Raw genomic sequence first — 15,980 nt, forward strand, 5'->3', positions numbered from 1 at the left:
CGAGCCATGCCGCAGCACCGGTTTGGCCAAGCTTTCGACCATTTCCTCAAGTGCCTGTATAATTGCCGCATTCCGGGGAGCGCTGCGAGGCAACCGCCCCAGGCCCGGACCGCATCAACGGCGCTCACCTCGCAAAAACCCGTGCCGGGCACGGGATGCCGGGTGAGCCGCGTCCCTCCCGGCCTTCGTGAAGGAATCATCCACGATGGCTGAATTCAACGATTACATCGTCGCCGACATCGCGCTGGCCGACTGGGGCCGCAAGGAACTGGCGATCGCCGAAACCGAAATGCCGGGCCTGATGGCGCTGCGCGCCGAATACGGCGACTCCAAGCCGCTCAAGGGCGCCCGCATCGCCGGCTCGCTGCACATGACCATCCAGACCGGCGTCTTGATCGAGACGCTGACCGCGCTGGGCGCCGAAGTGCGCTGGGCCTCGTGCAACATCTTCTCGACCCAGGACCAGGCCGCCGCCGCGATCGCCGCCGCCGGCATCCCGGTGTTCGCCTTCAAGGGCGAGTCGCTCGACGAGTACTGGGAATTCAGCCACAAGATCTTCGAATGGCCGGAAAACGAGCCGGCGAACATGATCCTCGACGACGGCGGCGACGCCACCTTGCTGCTGCTGTTGGGCAGCAAGGCCGAGAAGGACCGTTCGGTGATCGCCAAGCCGAGCAACGAGGAAGAGGTCGCGCTGTACGCCGCGATCGCCCGTCACCTCGACGCCGACCCGGCCTGGTACTCGAAGCGACTCGCGCACATCCGCGGTGTGACCGAGGAAACCACCACCGGCGTGCACCGCCTGTACCAGTTGCAGAAGGACGGCCTGCTGCCGTTCCCGGCCTTCAACGTCAACGACTCGGTGACCAAGTCCAAGTTCGACAACCTGTACGGCTGCCGCGAATCGCTGGTCGACGGCATCAAGCGCGCCACCGACGTGATGGTGGCCGGCAAGATCGCCGTGGTGCTCGGCTACGGCGACGTGGGCAAGGGCTGCGCGCAAAGCCTGCGCGGCCTCGGTGCCACCGTGTGGGTAACCGAGATCGACCCGATCTGCGCGTTGCAGGCGGCGATGGAAGGCTACCGCGTGGTGACGATGGACGACGTGTGCGACCAGGGCGACATCTTCGTCACCACCACCGGCAACGTCGGCGTGATCACCCACGAGCACATGGTCAAGATGCGCAACAACGCCATCGTGTGCAACATCGGCCACTTCGACTCGGAGATCGAGGTCGCCAGCCTGCGCCAGTACCAGTGGGACAACATCAAGCCGCAGGTCGACCACATCATTTTCCCGGACGGCAAGCGCATCATCCTGTTGGCCGAGGGTCGCCTGGTGAACCTCGGCTGCGCCACCGGCCACCCCTCGTTCGTGATGAGCAACAGCTTCACCAACCAGGTGCTGGCGCAGATCGAGATCTTCCAGCACGGCGACAAGTACGGCCGCGAAGTCTACGTGCTGCCCAAGCATCTGGACGAGAAGGTCGCCCGCCTGCACCTGGCGCGCATCGGCGCCAAGCTGACCGAACTGTCCGACGCGCAGGCCGCCTACATCGGTGTGCCGAAGGAAGGTCCGTACAAGCCGGCGCACTACCGCTACTAAGCGTGTCCGCCCGGGGCTGCGCGCTGCCGGGCATGCGCTTTCGAACAACGACCCTGAACGGGCACACGGCGGCGGCCCGCAACGGTACGCCGCCGTTTTTGCGACAAGAGACGTCCATGAGCCAGAACCGCACCTTCAGCTTCGAATTCTTCCCGCCCAAGACGCCGGAAGGCGTCGCCAAGCTGCGCACCACGCGCCAGCAGCTGGCGCAGTTCAAGCCGGAATTCTTCTCGGTGACCTTCGGCGCCGGCGGCACCACGCGCGACGGCACGCTGGCCGCCGTGCTCGAGATCCAGGGCGAGGGCCACGCCGCCGCGCCGCATCTGTCGTGCATCGGCTCGACGCGCGACAGCATCGCCGCCATCCTGCAGGAATACCGCAACCACGGCATCCGCCACATCGTCGCGCTGCGCGGCGACATCCCGTCCGGCATGGTCGGCATCGGCGAATTCCGCTACGCCAACGAGCTGGTCGCCTTCATCCGCGAAACGCACGGCGACTGGTTCCACATCGAGGTCGCCGCCTATCCGGAATACCATCCGCAGGCGACCAGCGCCGCGGCCGACATCGACAACTTCGTGCGCAAGGTCGAGGCCGGCGCCGACTCGGCGATCACGCAGTATTTCTATAACGCCGACGCTTACTTCCACTTCGTCGACGCGGTGCGCGCGAAGGGCGTGACGATCCCGATCGTGCCGGGCCTGATGCCGATCGCCAACTTCAGCCAGCTGGCGCGCTTCTCCGACGCCTGCGGCGCCGAGATCCCGCGCTGGCTGCGCCTGAAGCTGCAGGCCTACGGCGACGACATCGCGTCGATCCGCGCGCTGGGCCTGGACGTCGTTACCGAGCTGGGCGACAAGCTGTTGTCCGGCGGCGCGCCCGGCCTGCATTTCTATACCCTGAACCAGGCGGGGCTGGTGTCCACCGTGTGGCAACGGCTCGGCCTGTAATCGTCCGTCGTTCCCGTCTGTTTTGTTGAAGGAAGTCCCATGACGAGCCGTTCCGATACGGATCTTTTCACCGAAAGCCGCAAGTCCCGCCTCGGCCAACTGATCTTCGCCAGCCGCTGGCTGCAGCTGCCGATCTATCTCGGCCTGATCGTGGTGCAGGGCGTGTACGCGTACAAGTTCATCGCGTCGCTGTGGCACCTGCTGTCCGAGCTCGACGTGCTGACCGAGACCGAGATCATGCTGTCGGTGCTGGCGCTGATCGACGTGGTGATGATCGCCAACCTGTTGTTGATGGTGACCGTCGGCGGCTACGAGACCTTCGTGTCGCGGCTGAGGATAGACAACCACCCGGACCAGCCCGAGTGGCTCGACCATGTGAACGCTTCGGTGCTGAAGGTCAAGCTGTCGATGGCGATCATCAGCATCTCGTCTATCCACCTCTTGCAGACCTTCATCAACGCGGCGCGGCTCGACCAGCACACCATCATGTGGCAGCTGTTCATCCATCTGGGCTTTTTGGTGTCGGCGGCGGCGATCGCCTACACCGACAAGCTGCTGTACTCGACGCTGCACGCCGCGCACGGCGCGCAGCACTGAAGCGCAGCCTTGCGACGCGCCCCGTCCCGCCCGAGCGGCGCGACGGGGCTTTTTCGTGCCGGTCGGGTTGGCCGGGGGCAGGGCGCTCGGGCCCGGCTAGTCGGCGCCGATCACGCGGTTGCGGCCCTGCTGCTTGGCGCGGTAGAGCGCCGAGTCGACGTCGTCGATCAGCGCCTCGATATCCGGATGGCGCGCCAGGTCGAGCGTCGCGACGCCGACCGACACCGTCACATGCGGCGCGACCGGCGAGGCGGTGTGCTCGATGTCGAGCGCGGCGACCGCCTCGCGCATTTCCTCGGCCAACTCCATCGCCAGCTCGCGGTCGGCTCCGGGCAGGATCACGACGAACTCTTCGCCGCCTATGCGCGCGATCAGGTCGTTGCTGCGGCGGAACACCGCGCGCAGCGCCTCGCTGACGCGCGCCAGGCAGGTGTCGCCGCGCGGGTGGCCGTAGCGGTCGTTGTAGGCCTTGAAGTGGTCGACGTCGCACAGCACCAGCGACAGCGGCGAGCGGTTCAGCTGCGCCGAGTCGAACAGCGGACGCTTGATCTCGTCGAAGTGCAGCCGGTTCGCGAGGCCCGTGAGCGCGTCGCGCCGTGCCTGGCGGTGCAGGCGCACATTGCTGTCCTCGAGGTCCTGGCGTGCCGCCTGCAGCGCGCGCAACTGGAGGCGGCGCGCCAGCACGTTGGCGAGCATCTCGCCGACCAGCCGCAGCAGCGCGACCTCCTGCTCGCTCCAGGCGCGCGGCGTCGCGGTGTCGCAGCCGAAAAAGCCGAGCGGGCCGTGCGGCACGCGGACCTTGACCAGCACAACCGTCGCGATGCCGAGCAGCGACAGCGTCAGCTGTTCCTGGCTGAGGCCGCGGCTGTCCGGCGTGCGGCTATCGAGGATGACGACGCTGTGGCGCGCCAGCTGCGGCACCAGCCACGGCGAGCTCTCGGCGTTGTACAGCGTCAGCAGTTCGGCGACCGGCCGGCTGTTGGCCGCGTGCCAGCCGTGCGTTTCCTGCACCGCCAGTTGCGAGTCGAGGGTCAGCAGGTAGCAGCGCTGCACGCCCAGGAAGGTGCCGATGCGCGCCAGCGCTTCGGTGAGGGCGCCGTCCAGCGCGTCTTCGGTGACGTGGATGAAGCGGGTCGACAGCTCGGAGACCAGTTGCTGGAAACGGTTCAGGTGGTCGAGTTCGGCGCTGTGGTCGGCGACCTGCTCGGCGAGGCGGTCGCGCTGCGCGGTCAGCTCGGCGCGCGCGCGCCGCGCGTCGGCGTCCTGGTCGGCGAGCCGGTCCTGCAGCGTCGCCAGCGCGTCGAGCAGCGTCTCGACCTCCTGGCAGTGGCGGCTGTCCGACAGCGCGGCGCGCGCGTTCGCGTCGCCGAGCCGGTAGCGGTGCAGGTGTCGGCTCAGCGTTTCCAGCGGCAGGACGAAGGTGCGCGACAGCAGGCGCCAGCCCAGCAGCGCAGCCAGCGCGAGCTGGGCGAGCAGCAGCAGGCCGTGGTGCAGCATGTCGGCGCGCAGGTGCGAGAACAGCTTGGCGTCGCTGAGCATCACGCGCAGCGTGCCGAGCCTGGCGGGCTGGCCGTCCAGCCGCAGCGGGATCTCGAGCACGCGCGCGGGCTTGACCGTCAGCGGCAGATGGGTGCTCGACAGCCGCTGCTCCGACTGGGTGATCAGTTCGGCGTAGTCGACACCCGGTTGGCCGGCGATCGCCTGCAGGGTACGCTCGGCCGCGTCCATGTCGGTGTCCCACAGGTGGCGGGCGAGGATGGGCGAGTAGTGTTCGTGGAGCTGCTTCTCGACCGCGCCGGCGTGCGTGCGCTCGGCCTCGAAGACGCGCCAGCCCTGCCAGCCGATCGCCAGCGTGCCGACGATCGCCAGACAGGACAGCACGCGCCCGACGATCTGTCGGGCGGGCGGTGCGTCGGAGGGGGCGTCGTAGGCCATGTTCATGCGGAGCGGAACGGGGCGTGCGGCGTCGCGAAAGGGGCTGGCATGGTGGCTCCTGGCTGCGCCGTCGACCGGTGGCGGACACGGCCTGCCCGCCGCGTGCCGACGGGGCATTCTTGCTGACAGTGTGGCACAGCCGGCGACGGCTTGCCGAGTGCTTGCGCTCAGGAGCGCAAGTGGGACAGCGGCATGGCCGTGGTACGCTTGAGCTCCTTCAGCACGAAGCTCGACTTCACGTCGGTTACGCCCGGGTGGCTGAGCAGCTCGTCCATCACGAAGCGCGAGAAGTGCTCGAGGTCCTCGAAGTAGACCTGCAGCAGGTAATCCATCTCGCCGGTCATCGCGTAGCAGTGCGTGACCTCGGGCCACTGCTGCACCGCCTCGACGAAGCTCTGGATGTGCGCGTTGCCGCGTTTCTCGAGCATCACGCGCACGAAGGCCTGCAAGCCCAGTCCGATGCGACCCGGGTCGAGCAGCGCGACGTACTGGCGGATCACGCCCGACTCCTCCAGCTGCTTGAGACGCCTCAGGCACGGCGACGGCGACAGCGCGACCCGCTCGGCCAACTCGACGTTGGTCAGGCGGCCGTTCTTCTGCAGTTCGGCGAGGATGCGAAGATCGGTCTTGTCGAGCGTGATGCTTGGCATGTTTTTGTCTTTCTCTCGCGGATAATTGGCAGTGTATGGCTGTATTCTCGTTTCTTGCTGGCATTTTGCAAGAAAATTGCCGCCTCATCCGCCTAGACTATCTATCGGGCGAATGCCGTCCCGAGAGCCAAGGAGAGAGGCATGTATACCGCGGATGCTGGCCAGGTGCGCGAGGACATGAAGCTGGCGGCGCTGCCGGCCGAGCTCGACATCCACCGCGCGCCGGTTCCGCGCTATAGCGACGTCGAGCACCATACCTGGGCGCAGTTGTACGCGAACCAGGAAAAGGTGCTGCCCGGCCGCGCCTGCGCCGAGTTTCTCGAAGGCTTGCGGCTGATCGACTTTCCGCACGACCGCATCCCGCGCCTGGCCGACATCAGCGACCGCGTCGAGGCCGCCACCGGCTGGCGGCTGACCCGCGTCGACGGCATCGTGCCCGACAAGGAGTTCTTCGAACTGTTGGCGCGGCGCATCTTTCCGTCGACCGACTTCATCCGCAAGCCCGAGGAAATCGGCTACACGCCGGCGCCGGACATGTTCCACGACCTGCTGGGCCATGTGCCGATGCTGACCAGCCCGCGCTTCACCGCCTTCTTCGAGCGCTTCGGCCGCGCCGGCGTGCGCGCCTTCGAACTCGGCCACGACGCGACGGTCTGGCTGCCGCGCATCTACTGGTATACGGTCGAATTCGGCCTGATCCGCGGCGCTGACGGCTTGCGCATCTACGGCTCGGGCATCCTGTCGTCGCTGAACGAGGTGCTGTACAGCCTGTCGGACGCGACCGACAAGCGGCCGTTCGACATCGACGCGGTCGCCGCGATGCCGTACGACATCTGGCATATGCAGGACACGCTGTTCGTGATCGACAGCTTCGATGCGCTCGAGGCCGACTTCGCGCGCTGGACCGCGCGCCAGGGGCTTGCCTGAGTACAGAGGCCGCCCCGCGAGGGCGGTCGCGCCATTTTGCGGGACGCGGCGGGCAAGCTGGGCGATCGTGCCGGTCGGATGGCGTGTTCTTTTCGCCCCGCAGCGGCGGCGTGCTTGAACGCGGCCCCGCCGTTGCGCCGACGGCGGCGCAAGGCGCGAACAGCCGCGGCCGGTGAGCGTCGCGCCGTCCGTATCGATTCCGCTCTTGGCCGGGCGATGCCCCCGCGGGGGCCGCCCGGCCAAGTCCTATCCCCGTTGAGGATGCTTGAACGATGAAACTTGCCACCTACAAGAACGGCACCCGCGACGGCGAACTGCGCGTGGTCAGCCGCGACCTGACGCGCTGCGTCGCGGTGCCCGATATCGCGCCGACGCTGCAGGCCGCGCTCGACGACTGGCTCGAGGCCGCGCCGCGGCTGAAGGAACGCTACGCCCAGCTCAACACCGGCCAGCTCGCCGGCGTCGAGCCCTTCGACGAGACGCGCTGCGCGTCGCCGTTGCCGCGCGCCTACCAGTGGGCCGACGGCAGCGCCTACCTGAACCACGTCGAGCTGGTGCGCCGCGCGCGCGGCGCCGAGGTGCCCGAGAGCTTTTACACCGACCCCTTGATGTACCAGGGCGGCTCCGACGCCTTTCTCGCGCCGCGCGCGCCGATTCCGCTGCGCGATCCGGCCTGGGGGCTGGACTTCGAGGGCGAGGTCGGCGTGATCACCGGCGACGTGCCGCTGGGCGCGACTGTCGAGCTGTGCGCGCGCGCGATCCGGCTGGTGTTGCTGGTCAACGACGTCACCTTGAGGAATCTCATTCCGTGCGAGCTGGCCAAGGGTTTCGGCTTCTTCCAGAGCAAGCCGGCGACCGCCTTCTCGCCGGTCGCGGTCACGCCCGACGAGCTCGGTGGCGACTGGCACGGCGGCAAGCTACACCTGCCGCTGCTGGTCGACTACAACGGCCGCCGCTTCGGCCAACCCGAGGCCGGCGTCGAGATGCAGTTCTCCTTTCCCGAGCTGATCGCCCATGTCGCCAAGACGCGCGAACTGTGCGCCGGTTCCATCGTCGGCTCGGGCACGGTGTCGAACCGCGACCGCCGCGTCGGCTCGGCCTGCCTCGCCGAGGTGCGCATGATCGAGATCATCGAGGACGGCGCCGCGCACACGCCGTTCATGCAGGTCGGCGACACGGTGCGGATCGAGATGCGCGACGACGCCGGCGCGTCGATCTTCGGCGCGATCGAACAGAAGGTGGTGGCCCATGACTGAACGTCCGATCCCGCCGTCCGGCGATAAGCGCGTGCTGTACGGCTACTGGCGCTCGTCGGCCGCCTACCGCGTGCGCATCGCGCTGCACCACAAGGGACTCGCGTTCGACAATGCGCCGGTCAGCCTGATTCGCGGCGAGCAAAGCTTGGCCGAGCACCTGGCGCGCAACCCGCAGGGGCTGGTGCCGGTGCTGTACGACGCCGGCGCGGTGCTGACGCAGTCGCTGGCGATCTGCGAATATCTCGACGAAGCCTATCCCGATACGCCGCGGCTGCTGCCGGCGCATCCGCTCGAGCGGGCGCGGGTCAGGGCGATGGCGCAGCTCATCGCCTGCGACGTCCACCCCTTGGCCAACCTGCGGGTGCTCAAGTATCTGGAGGCCGAGCTCGGACTGGACGCGGCCGGCAAGCAGGCGTGGGTCGCGCGCTGGTTGTCCGACGGCCTCGCCGCGCTCGAGGCGCTGGCCGCGCCGCTCGCCGGCGACTATCTGTTCGGCGACGCGGTGACGTTGGCCGACGTCTGCCTTGTGCCACAGCTCTACAACGCGCGCCGCTTCGACGTCGACCTCGCGCCTTACCCGCTGCTGCGGCGCATCGACGCGACCCTGGCCGAGCTGCCGTCGTTCCAGGCCGCGCACCCGTCGCAGCAGCCGGACGCGGCGTGACGCCGGTCATTCCGAAAGCATCAAAACCCGCCGAGGCGGGTTTTTTCGTGTCGAATACTTGACGGCGACAAGTCGCTCTGATTAAATGCGTGCCTCTGACGCGACAGCGTCGGGATGGCCAAGTAGCTCAGTTGGTAGAGCAGCGGATTGAAAATCCGCGTGTCGGTGGTTCGATTCCGCCCTTGGCCACCACCCTGGTACGGCCAAGTAGCTCAGTTGGTAGAGCAGCGGATTGAAAATCCGCGTGTCGGTGGTTCGATTCCGCCCTTGGCCACCAGCCCATTCCGTCAAAAACCCGAGCGAATCGCTCGGGTTTTTGCTTTTGCGCCGCCCGCGAACGGCGCGTCCTCATCCCAAAAACGCCGGGCATGCCCGGCGTTTTGCTTGTCCGCGATGCATGGCCGGCCTCGGCCAAGCTCGCTCAGACATCCTGTCCCTCGACGATGCCCTCGTGGTGGGCTTCGCTCTTGGGCAGGATCAGGTTCAGCACGATGGCGAGCACCGAACACAGGCCGACGCCGACCAGCGAGAAGGCGCCGAACTTCAGTTCCAGCGCGCCGATGCCGCAGGTGAGCACCACCGACACGATGACGAGGTTGCGCGGCGCCATCAGGTCGACCCTGGCCTCGATCAGCGTCTTCAGGCCGATGCTGGCGATGGTGCCGAACAAGAGCACCATGATGCCGCCCATCACCGGCATCGGGATCGACGCCAGCACGGCGTTGAACTTGCCGACGAAGGCCATCGCGATCGCGAACAGCGCCGCCCAGGTCATGATCACCGGGTTGAAGTTGCGGGTGATCATCACCGCGCCGGTCACCTCGGCGTAGGTGGTCACCGGCGGCCCGCCGATCAGGCCGGCCACGCACACGCCGAGGCCGTCGCCGGCCAGCGTGCGGTGCAGGCCCGGCTCGCGCGTGTAATCTTTGCCGGTCACGCCGCCGATCGCCATCACGCCGCCGATGTGCTCGATCGCCGGCGCGATCGCCACCGGCAGCATGAACAGCGCCGCCGCCCAGTTGACTTCGGGGGTGACGAAGTGCGGCACGGCGAACCACGGCGCGGCGGCGATCTTGTCGAAGTCGACGAGGCCCATGACGGCCGCGACGCTGTAGCCGACGATCACGCCGGCGAGGATGGGCACCAGCCGGAACATGCCGCGCGCGAAGATCGCCACCAGCACGGTGGTCGCCAGCGACACGGTCGCCAGCATCAACGCGGTGTCGTAGGGCAGCACCTGTTCGCTGCCGGCGCGGCCCATCGCCATGTTCGACGCGACGGTGGTGACCGAGAGGCCGATGATCATGATCACCGGGCCGATCACCACCGGCGGCAGCAGCCGGTTGACCGCGTCGACGCCGCGCCACTTCACCAGGGCGGCGAACACGAAGTACATGAAGCCGGCGGCGAACAGGCCGAACATCGTCGACGGCAGGCCCCAGGTCTGCGTCGCGTAGATGATCGGTGCGATGAAGGCGAAGCTGGAGCCGAGGAAGATCGGCACCTTGCGGCCGGTGGTGAGCTGGAACAGCAGCGTGCCGACGCCGGCGCCCAACAGCGCCATCGACGGGTTGAGGCCGGTCAACAGCGGCACCAGCACCAGCGCGCCGAAGGCGACGAACAGGATCTGGGCGCCGGCGACGGCCTGCTTCAGATGCGAGAACATGGGAATCCTTGTGTGGGATGGCCGCGCGCAAAACGGGGGAGCCGGATCGCGTCTCCCCCGGGAGGCTCGGCCAACGTTGGCCGAGCCTTAGGCGTGTTTGGTGCCGAAGATCTTGTCGCCGGCGTCGCCCAGGCCCGGGATGATGTAGCCGTTGTCGTCCAGGTGCGAGTCGAGCGAGGCGGTGTAGATCTGCACGTCCGGATGCGCCTCGTTGACGAGCCTGACGCCCTCGGGCGCGGCGACCATCACGATGGCCTTGATCTGTTTGCAGCCCTTGCGCTTCAACAGGTCGATGGTGGCGACCATCGAGCCGCCGGTGGCGAGCATCGGGTCGATGATCAGCGCGATGCGCTCGTCGAGCGCGTCGACGAATTTGTCGAAGTAGGGCACCGGTTCGAGCGTTTCCTCGTTGCGGTACAGGCCGACCACGCTGATCTTGGCCGACGGGATCATGTCGAGCACGCCGTCGAGCATGCCGAGGCCGGCGCGCAGGATGGGCACGACGGTGACCTTCTTGCCCTTGATCTGCTGCACCTCGACCTCGCCGCACCAGCCTTGCAGCGTGGTGGTCTCGAGTTCGAAGTCGTGGGTGGCCTCGTAGGCCAAAAGGCGCGCCAGCTCCTGCGTCAGCGCGCGGAATTTTTTGGTGCTGATTTCGCCCTCGCGCAACAGGCCGATCTTGTGCTGGACCAGCGGGTGTTTCACAACGTGGATGTTCATTGCTGTCTTGCCCCGGATGTGACGACGGCAGCGCGGGTGGGCTGCCGGTCGGTGTGTGCGGTGAATCGTGTTACCGGCCGAAATTCTAGCGCGAAATCGCGACAGTCGGCGCGCAAGGAACTCATCGCGGCGCCGGCAGGTCTGTTGAATGACTTATAAATAAATCGCCCCGGCACGCCACGCGCCGAGCCCTCGGACTTCCTACAGCAGAAAGGTTCCGCCATGAAGAACAAGACCCTGATGTCGCTGTTGCTGATCGCCGCCTTGCCCGCCGTCGCGGCGGTGGACAACGCCCAACTGCCGGAAAACGTGCGCGTACCGCCCGGTCACGCGGAAAAGCTCCAGGTGCAGGGCGAGGGCACGATCGTCTACGTCTGCCGCGCCAAGCCCGGCGCGACCGAGCAGTACGAGTGGACGCTGCTCGAGCCGCGCGCGACGCTGTACAACGCGCAGCGCCAGGTCGTCGGCCAGTATTACGCCGGGCCACGCTGGGACCTGAACGACGGCTCGCAGGCGGTCGGCAAGCCGGTCGCCGGCGTCGCCAGCCCCGGCGGCATCCCGCTGCAACTGGTCAAGGTCGACGAGACGCGCGGCGAGGGCGCGCTGCGTAACACGAGCTACGTCCAGCGCCTGGCGACGCGCGGCGGTCTGCCGCCCACCGGCCTGTGCGACAAGGTCAACGAGCGCGCGGTCGAGGAAGTGCCCTACCAGGCGACCTACGTGTTCTACCAGCCGGCGCCGCGCTGACGTAGGCGGGAAAGGCAAAAGCCCGGAACGAGGTTCCGGGCTTTTTTCGTCCTGCCTGCTGCGCGTTCAGTGTACGGCGATCTGGCGTTTACGCCCGGCGGCCATGCCGCACAGCAGTGCGCCGCCGCCGTAGACGACGTAGACCAGCGCCGCGATCCGCCAGTCGCGCAGCAGGTCGTGGCCGAGCCCGACCAGCAGCGGACCGGTCGACGCGAACAGGTAGCCGAAGCCCTGCGCCATACCCGACAGTTGCGCGGCGAGCTGCGCGTTCGGCGCGCGCAGCACGATCAGCGTGAGGCCCATGCTGAAGGTGCCCCCCAGCCCCAGGCCGAGCGGCACGGTCCAGAACCACAGGCTGGACAGCGGCGCGAACACGAGGCCGAGGAAGCCGACGGTCGACATCGCCAGCATGATCGCGATCACCGCGCGCTGGTCGCGGCAGAAGCGCGAGGCGAGCCACGGCGCGCCGAAGGCGGTCGACAGCTGGATCATCGTCGTGACCGACAGCACGAAGCCGGCCGCGAGAGGCGAGAGGCCGCGGTCGATCAGGATCACCGGCAGCCAGCCGAACACCACGTAGGCGTGCGAGGACTGCAGACCCATATAGCCGGTCACCTGCCAGGCGAGCTTGTCGCGCCACAGCGGGCGCGGTCGCGTCGCGTCGACCGGCACCGTGCGGCCGGCGCGCGCCTGCGGCAGCCAGACGAGTGCGGCGGCGACGGCGGGCAGCGCCCAGAATGCCAGCCCGATCTCCCAGCTGCCGCTGGCGTCGTGCACCGGCACGGTCAGGCCGGCGGCGGCGGCGGCCCCGAGGCACAGCGCCAGCGTGTAAAGCCCGGTCATCAGCTCGGCCTTGTCCGGGAAGTCGCGTTTGACGAGGCCGGGCAGCAGCACCCCGGCGACGCCGATGGCGGCGCCGGCCAGCACGGTGCCGGCGAACAGCCCCGGCGCGCCGGCGACGCCGCGCAGCGCGCTGCCGGCGGCGAGCGCGATTAGCGCCGCCAGCAGCGCGCGTTCGGCGCCGATGCGGCGCGCCAGGCGCGGCGCCAGCGGCGCGAACAGGCCGAGGCAGAGCACCGGTAGCGTGGTCAGCAGGCCGGCGGCGGCGGCGGACAGGCCGGTCGCCAGTCTGACCTCGTTCAGCAGCGGCGACAGGCTGGTCAGCGCGGGACGCAGGTTCAGCGCGATCAGCGCCATGCCGGCGACCAGCAGCAGCGTCGTGCGTGCCCGAGTAGCCGGCGCGGCGGCTTTGGGGCGGGTCGGCGCCGGTGCCGCTGCGTTCTCTTGCGGGCAGGGCAGCGCGGCGTCGGCGATGGGCCGCTCGAGGGCGGCGGAGCGGGGGTAGGTCATGATTCCTGTCAGCTTTTCCAGAAGACGAAGACGCGGCAGGCCGCGGCGGCGGCGTCCGAGTCGCCGGCGATCACCGCGTCGAGCAAGGCGCGGTGTTCGGCGTAGCCGGGCTGCTCGGGCAGCGTCGGGTCGTGAAAGATATTGATCAGCTCGGCGCGGTGATGGCTGGCGACGAAGAACTGATAGAGCTCGGAGAGCACCGGATTGTGCGCCGCGGCCACCAGCCGGGAGTGGAAGGCGACGTCGAGGTCGGCGTGGCGTTCCGGCTCGTCGCGCCAGTCGACCGCCTGCGCCGCGGCGAACGCGAGCTCCAGCGCGGCGATGTCCTCGTCGTTGCGGCGCAGCGCCGCGAGGCGCATCGCCTGCGTTTCGAGAATCTCGCGTACCTCGCGGCGGTGTTCCGGCGCCGAGTGCGCCAGCGTCTTGACGGTACTCAGCGGATTGCTGCGCGTGCGCAGATAGGTGCCGTCGCCCTGGCGGACTTCGAGCACGCCGGCGAAATTGAGCACGCGGACCGCCTCGCGGACGGTGTTGCGGCTCATGCCGAGCGTCTCGGCCAACTCCGGCTCGGTCGGGATGCGGGCGCCGACCGACCAGTCGCCGCGTTCTATGCGTGTCTTGATGCCGTCGATCGCGACGTCGACGAGAGAAGTTTTTTGCATGGCACAATTCATCCGATGAATTTGCAAGGTTATCGATTTATATGGGAAATGGCAAGCTTCTTGTCGTAGTTTTCCTTAGGGAACTGGCTATTCTGGTTGAAAAACCCCAAACGAATAGTCATCCCGAATTCGGTGCCCTCCATGCTCCCGTTGCCAGCGCTGTTTCGCGTCTATTGCCACCGTCTCGCCGGCGGCGCGCCGTGGCTCGCGCTGGCGGCCTGGGCGGTTCTTGTGGCGATGACGGCCTTTCTCGTCTGGCAGCCCTTCGCCGGCGAGCGCCGCGCGGTACTCGCCGAATTGCGCGAGCAGGTCGCCGCCCGCCGCCACGCGCTCGACACCCGGCTGTGGGAAGTCGTCTACCAGGTCGAAAGCCAGCGCCACGCCGCCGAGAACGCGCTGGCGCAGCCTGCGACGGCGCCGGCGCTGCTGCGGGCGATCGCCACGGTGCCCGGCGGCCGCGGCGCGGGGCTGGAGGCGGTGCCGCCGGCGCTGATGACCGAGCGCATCGGCAACGTCTTCCTGCCGATGCGCGCCGAGGCGTTGTCCGGGCCGATGCGGCAGGAGCTGGCGATGGCGCTGTCGCTGTTTCCGATGCACAAGGCGGCGCTGGCCGCGACGCCCGAGCTGGCCCGGGTCTACTACCGCTCGACGACGGGCTGGTACGCCGCCTCGCCGTGGGTTTCGCACCGGCAGCTGCTGGCGCAGAACCGTGCCGCCTCGCTCGAGCAACTGCTCAAGCAGGACGCGGCGACCGAGCTCGTCCGGGCAGCCGGTCCAGAGCGCAATCCGCAGCGGCGTCCCGTGTGGATGCCGCTGCACCGTGACCCGGCCGGCAAGGGCTGGTTGATCAGCTACGCCGTGCCGGTCTACGAGGCCCGGACCTTTCGCGGCGTGGTGGCGGCCGATCTGACGCTGCACTTCCTGTCGTCCTTTCTCGGCCAGGACGACGACGGCGCGCAATGGCTGCTGGTCGAGCACGGCGCCGCGGCGCCGGACGCGCGGCTGGTCGCCGCCAGCCGCTTCAAGGTCGAGCAGGGCGAGAGCCTGCCGGACTGGCGCGATTTCGTCGCCCGGCAGCTGCGGCTGTCCGACGCGCCGGTACTCGGCAACGGGCGCTGGCAGCGCTGGGACGACTACCGGGTGTTCGTCGAGCCGCTCGGCATGGCGCCGTGGGCGCTGGTCTATATGGTGCCGGCGCGGACGGTGGACTGGCAGGTGCTCGGCCGCCTGCGCGCGGCGATAGGCCTGCTCGGGCTGTTGCTCGTCCTGCTCGGCATCGTCGGCTACCGGCTGTGGCGCGCGACCGGCGAGCTGAAACGGCGCGCCGGCGTCGACGGCCTGACCGGTCTCGATACCCAGCGCACCTTCTTCGAGGCGGCGCGGCGGGAGCAGTCGCGGCATATCCGTCTCGGCCAGGCGTTCTCGCTGCTGCTGATCGACCTGGACCGGCTCGGCGAGGTGAACGACCGCTACGGCCACCACGCCGGCGACCGGGTCCTGCAAGAGTTCTCGATGCTGATGCGCAGCCTGATGCGGGCCGAAGACCTGTTCGCGCGGGTCGGCGGGGGGCGTTTCGCGTGCCTGCTGTGTGGGGGCGGCGCCGAGCACGCGCGCGAGGTCGCCGACCGCCTGTGCCTGATCGTCGCGCGCACCGCCTTCGTGCTGCCGGACGGGCGTCGGCTGACGATGACCGCCAGCTTCGGCGTCGCCACCGCCGAGCCGCCCGGCGTCGCGCTGGACGAAGTGTATCGCCACGCCGAGCATGCGCTCGAACGCGCGAAGGCCGGCGGGCGCAACCGGGTCGAGGCGGCCGGCTCCCCGTCGGCGGAGCTGCCGCCGCTGGCCGCCCCGTCGGCCTGAGCCGGGCGCAAGATGTCCGGCCATCGGTGGGGGCTCGCCACCCCGCGTGCGCCGTCGCTGGCGACCGAGGCGCGCTCGCGCTTGTTGGCTCGCCCGTGGCGACGGCCCGATCGCGGACGCGGTTGGCCGAACCGGCCGCGCAAGCAAAACGGCGGCCCGCGGGCCGCCGTTTGCCATCAGACGCAGACGCGCGTCACTCGGCGTCGGACCACAGCACGCCGCCGGTCGCCCAGTCGCTCTTCTTGACGTCGTGGAAGATGATGTCGACGGCGGACGCGTCGCAGCCGAGCACCTTGACCGAAGCTTCGGTCAGCGCCTTGGCGTATTCGCGTTTCACGTCGTCGGAACGGCCTTCGAACAGTTGCACGTTGAGGGTCGGCATGGTGTGTC

The 15,980-nt window shown here is 68.6% G+C and carries 15 protein-coding genes, 2 tRNA genes and 1 riboswitch; of the genes, 10 read left to right on the top strand and 7 right to left on the bottom strand.

Features of this window, described 5'->3' with window-relative positions; genetic code table 11:
• The first annotated feature begins 68 nt into the window (after nucleotides 1–68).
• Nucleotides 69–133, top strand: a riboswitch (S-adenosyl-L-homocysteine riboswitch).
• Nucleotides 134–205: 72 nt separating this feature from the next.
• The 3 genes from ahcY (at nucleotide 206) to EV683_RS03100 (ending at nucleotide 3,153) form a co-directional block, all read left to right on the top strand.
• A complete protein-coding gene (ahcY, locus tag EV683_RS03090; RefSeq protein ID WP_066611897.1) occupies nucleotides 206–1,606 on the top strand; it encodes an adenosylhomocysteinase in 1,401 nt (466 codons plus the stop codon).
• Between the two features lie 116 nt (nucleotides 1,607–1,722).
• On the top strand, nucleotides 1,723–2,556 hold the full coding sequence (gene metF / locus EV683_RS03095; protein WP_131861795.1) for a methylenetetrahydrofolate reductase [NAD(P)H]: 834 nt from the start codon (nucleotides 1,723–1,725) through the stop codon (nucleotides 2,554–2,556).
• 39 nt (nucleotides 2,557–2,595) lie between these two features.
• Nucleotides 2,596–3,153: a TIGR00645 family protein gene (locus EV683_RS03100; RefSeq protein ID WP_066611893.1), complete on the top strand. Its 558-nt coding sequence runs from the start codon at nucleotides 2,596–2,598 to the stop codon at nucleotides 3,151–3,153.
• Nucleotides 3,154–3,249: 96 nt separating this feature from the next.
• On the opposite strand, the gene EV683_RS03105 is transcribed toward EV683_RS03100, so the two are convergent.
• Nucleotides 3,250–5,088 carry a GGDEF domain-containing protein gene (locus EV683_RS03105; RefSeq protein WP_165916780.1) on the bottom strand — a complete coding sequence of 613 codons (1,839 nt, stop codon included), beginning with the start codon at nucleotides 5,086–5,088 and terminating at the stop codon, nucleotides 3,250–3,252.
• 167 nt (nucleotides 5,089–5,255) lie between these two features.
• Nucleotides 5,256–5,738 carry an Lrp/AsnC family transcriptional regulator gene (locus EV683_RS03110; RefSeq protein WP_066611889.1) on the bottom strand — a complete coding sequence of 161 codons (483 nt, stop codon included), beginning with the start codon at nucleotides 5,736–5,738 and terminating at the stop codon, nucleotides 5,256–5,258.
• Nucleotides 5,739–5,879: 141 nt separating this feature from the next.
• Between EV683_RS03110 and EV683_RS03115 the strand changes: the two genes are divergently transcribed.
• The 5 genes from EV683_RS03115 to EV683_RS03135 all read left to right on the top strand — a co-directional run bounded on the left by EV683_RS03115 (nucleotide 5,880) and on the right by EV683_RS03135 (nucleotide 8,862).
• On the top strand, nucleotides 5,880–6,665 hold the full coding sequence (locus EV683_RS03115) for a phenylalanine 4-monooxygenase (RefSeq protein WP_131861797.1): 786 nt from the start codon (nucleotides 5,880–5,882) through the stop codon (nucleotides 6,663–6,665).
• 272 nt (nucleotides 6,666–6,937) lie between these two features.
• Nucleotides 6,938–7,921: a fumarylacetoacetate hydrolase family protein gene (locus EV683_RS03120; protein ID WP_131861798.1), complete on the top strand. Its 984-nt coding sequence runs from the start codon at nucleotides 6,938–6,940 to the stop codon at nucleotides 7,919–7,921.
• Nucleotides 7,914–8,585 carry a maleylacetoacetate isomerase gene (maiA, locus tag EV683_RS03125; protein ID WP_131861799.1) on the top strand — a complete coding sequence of 224 codons (672 nt, stop codon included), beginning with the start codon at nucleotides 7,914–7,916 and terminating at the stop codon, nucleotides 8,583–8,585. The genes EV683_RS03120 and maiA overlap by 8 nt, the downstream gene beginning before the upstream one ends.
• Nucleotides 8,586–8,701: 116 nt before the next feature.
• Nucleotides 8,702–8,777: transfer RNA gene (locus EV683_RS03130), tRNA-Phe, on the top strand.
• Nucleotides 8,778–8,786: 9 nt separating this feature from the next.
• Nucleotides 8,787–8,862 (top strand) — tRNA-Phe (locus tag EV683_RS03135).
• 144 nt (nucleotides 8,863–9,006) lie between these two features.
• Here EV683_RS03135 and EV683_RS03140 read toward each other — a convergent pair.
• On the bottom strand, nucleotides 9,007–10,251 hold the full coding sequence (locus EV683_RS03140) for a uracil-xanthine permease family protein (RefSeq protein ID WP_131861800.1): 1,245 nt from the start codon (nucleotides 10,249–10,251) through the stop codon (nucleotides 9,007–9,009).
• Nucleotides 10,252–10,338: 87 nt separating this feature from the next.
• Nucleotides 10,339–10,971, bottom strand: coding sequence for a uracil phosphoribosyltransferase (gene upp / locus EV683_RS03145; protein WP_066611879.1), 633 nt, complete (start codon nucleotides 10,969–10,971; stop codon nucleotides 10,339–10,341).
• A 222-nt stretch (nucleotides 10,972–11,193) separates the two neighbouring features.
• On the opposite strand from upp, the gene EV683_RS03150 reads away from it, so the two are divergent.
• Nucleotides 11,194–11,718 (top strand): DUF3455 domain-containing protein, encoded by a 525-nt coding sequence (locus tag EV683_RS03150; protein ID WP_066611877.1) that lies wholly within the window; start codon nucleotides 11,194–11,196, stop codon nucleotides 11,716–11,718.
• A 66-nt stretch (nucleotides 11,719–11,784) separates the two neighbouring features.
• Here the strand turns inward: EV683_RS03150 and EV683_RS03155 are convergent, their stop codons facing one another.
• Both EV683_RS03155 and EV683_RS03160 read right to left on the bottom strand, forming a co-directional pair.
• The gene (locus tag EV683_RS03155; protein ID WP_131861801.1) at nucleotides 11,785–13,068 is read right to left on the bottom strand and encodes a CynX/NimT family MFS transporter; all 1,284 of its coding nucleotides are present in this window, start codon (nucleotides 13,066–13,068) and stop codon (nucleotides 11,785–11,787) included.
• An 8-nt stretch (nucleotides 13,069–13,076) separates the two neighbouring features.
• Nucleotides 13,077–13,730, bottom strand: coding sequence for a FadR/GntR family transcriptional regulator (locus EV683_RS03160; protein ID WP_207910388.1), 654 nt, complete (start codon nucleotides 13,728–13,730; stop codon nucleotides 13,077–13,079).
• Nucleotides 13,731–13,871: 141 nt separating this feature from the next.
• Between EV683_RS03160 and EV683_RS03165 the strand changes: the two genes are divergently transcribed.
• Complete coding sequence (locus EV683_RS03165; protein ID WP_131861803.1) at nucleotides 13,872–15,590, top strand: diguanylate cyclase; 1,719 nt, start codon at nucleotides 13,872–13,874, stop codon at nucleotides 15,588–15,590.
• Between the two features lie 193 nt (nucleotides 15,591–15,783).
• Here EV683_RS03165 and EV683_RS03170 read toward each other — a convergent pair whose 3' ends face one another.
• A complete protein-coding gene (locus tag EV683_RS03170) occupies nucleotides 15,784–15,972 on the bottom strand; it encodes a 4-oxalocrotonate tautomerase (protein WP_066611861.1) in 189 nt (62 codons plus the stop codon).
• Between the last annotated feature and the right edge of the window lie 8 nt (nucleotides 15,973–15,980).

Source organism: Crenobacter luteus, from assembly GCF_004345725.1.
GTDB classification, from domain to species: domain Bacteria; phylum Pseudomonadota; class Gammaproteobacteria; order Burkholderiales; family Chromobacteriaceae; genus Crenobacter; species Crenobacter luteus.

Coding starts and splice junctions, on each gene's coding strand:
- upp (WP_066611879.1), bottom strand. CDS start 10,971: ATGAACATCCACGTTGTGAAACACCCGCTGGTCCAGCACAAGATCGGC.
- EV683_RS03100 (WP_066611893.1), top strand. CDS start 2,596: ATGACGAGCCGTTCCGATACGGATCTTTTCACCGAAAGCCGCAAGTCC.
- ahcY (WP_066611897.1), top strand. CDS start 206: ATGGCTGAATTCAACGATTACATCGTCGCCGACATCGCGCTGGCCGAC.
- EV683_RS03155 (WP_131861801.1), bottom strand. CDS start 13,068: ATGACCTACCCCCGCTCCGCCGCCCTCGAGCGGCCCATCGCCGACGCC.
- EV683_RS03120 (WP_131861798.1), top strand. CDS start 6,938: ATGAAACTTGCCACCTACAAGAACGGCACCCGCGACGGCGAACTGCGC.
- EV683_RS03105 (WP_165916780.1), bottom strand. CDS start 5,088: ATGGCCTACGACGCCCCCTCCGACGCACCGCCCGCCCGACAGATCGTC.
- maiA (WP_131861799.1), top strand. CDS start 7,914: ATGACTGAACGTCCGATCCCGCCGTCCGGCGATAAGCGCGTGCTGTAC.
- EV683_RS03165 (WP_131861803.1), top strand. CDS start 13,872: ATGCTCCCGTTGCCAGCGCTGTTTCGCGTCTATTGCCACCGTCTCGCC.
- EV683_RS03160 (WP_207910388.1), bottom strand. CDS start 13,730: ATGCAAAAAACTTCTCTCGTCGACGTCGCGATCGACGGCATCAAGACA.
- EV683_RS03140 (WP_131861800.1), bottom strand. CDS start 10,251: ATGTTCTCGCATCTGAAGCAGGCCGTCGCCGGCGCCCAGATCCTGTTC.
- EV683_RS03150 (WP_066611877.1), top strand. CDS start 11,194: ATGAAGAACAAGACCCTGATGTCGCTGTTGCTGATCGCCGCCTTGCCC.
- EV683_RS03110 (WP_066611889.1), bottom strand. CDS start 5,738: ATGCCAAGCATCACGCTCGACAAGACCGATCTTCGCATCCTCGCCGAA.
- EV683_RS03170 (WP_066611861.1), bottom strand. CDS start 15,972: ATGCCGACCCTCAACGTGCAACTGTTCGAAGGCCGTTCCGACGACGTG.
- EV683_RS03115 (WP_131861797.1), top strand. CDS start 5,880: ATGTATACCGCGGATGCTGGCCAGGTGCGCGAGGACATGAAGCTGGCG.
- metF (WP_131861795.1), top strand. CDS start 1,723: ATGAGCCAGAACCGCACCTTCAGCTTCGAATTCTTCCCGCCCAAGACG.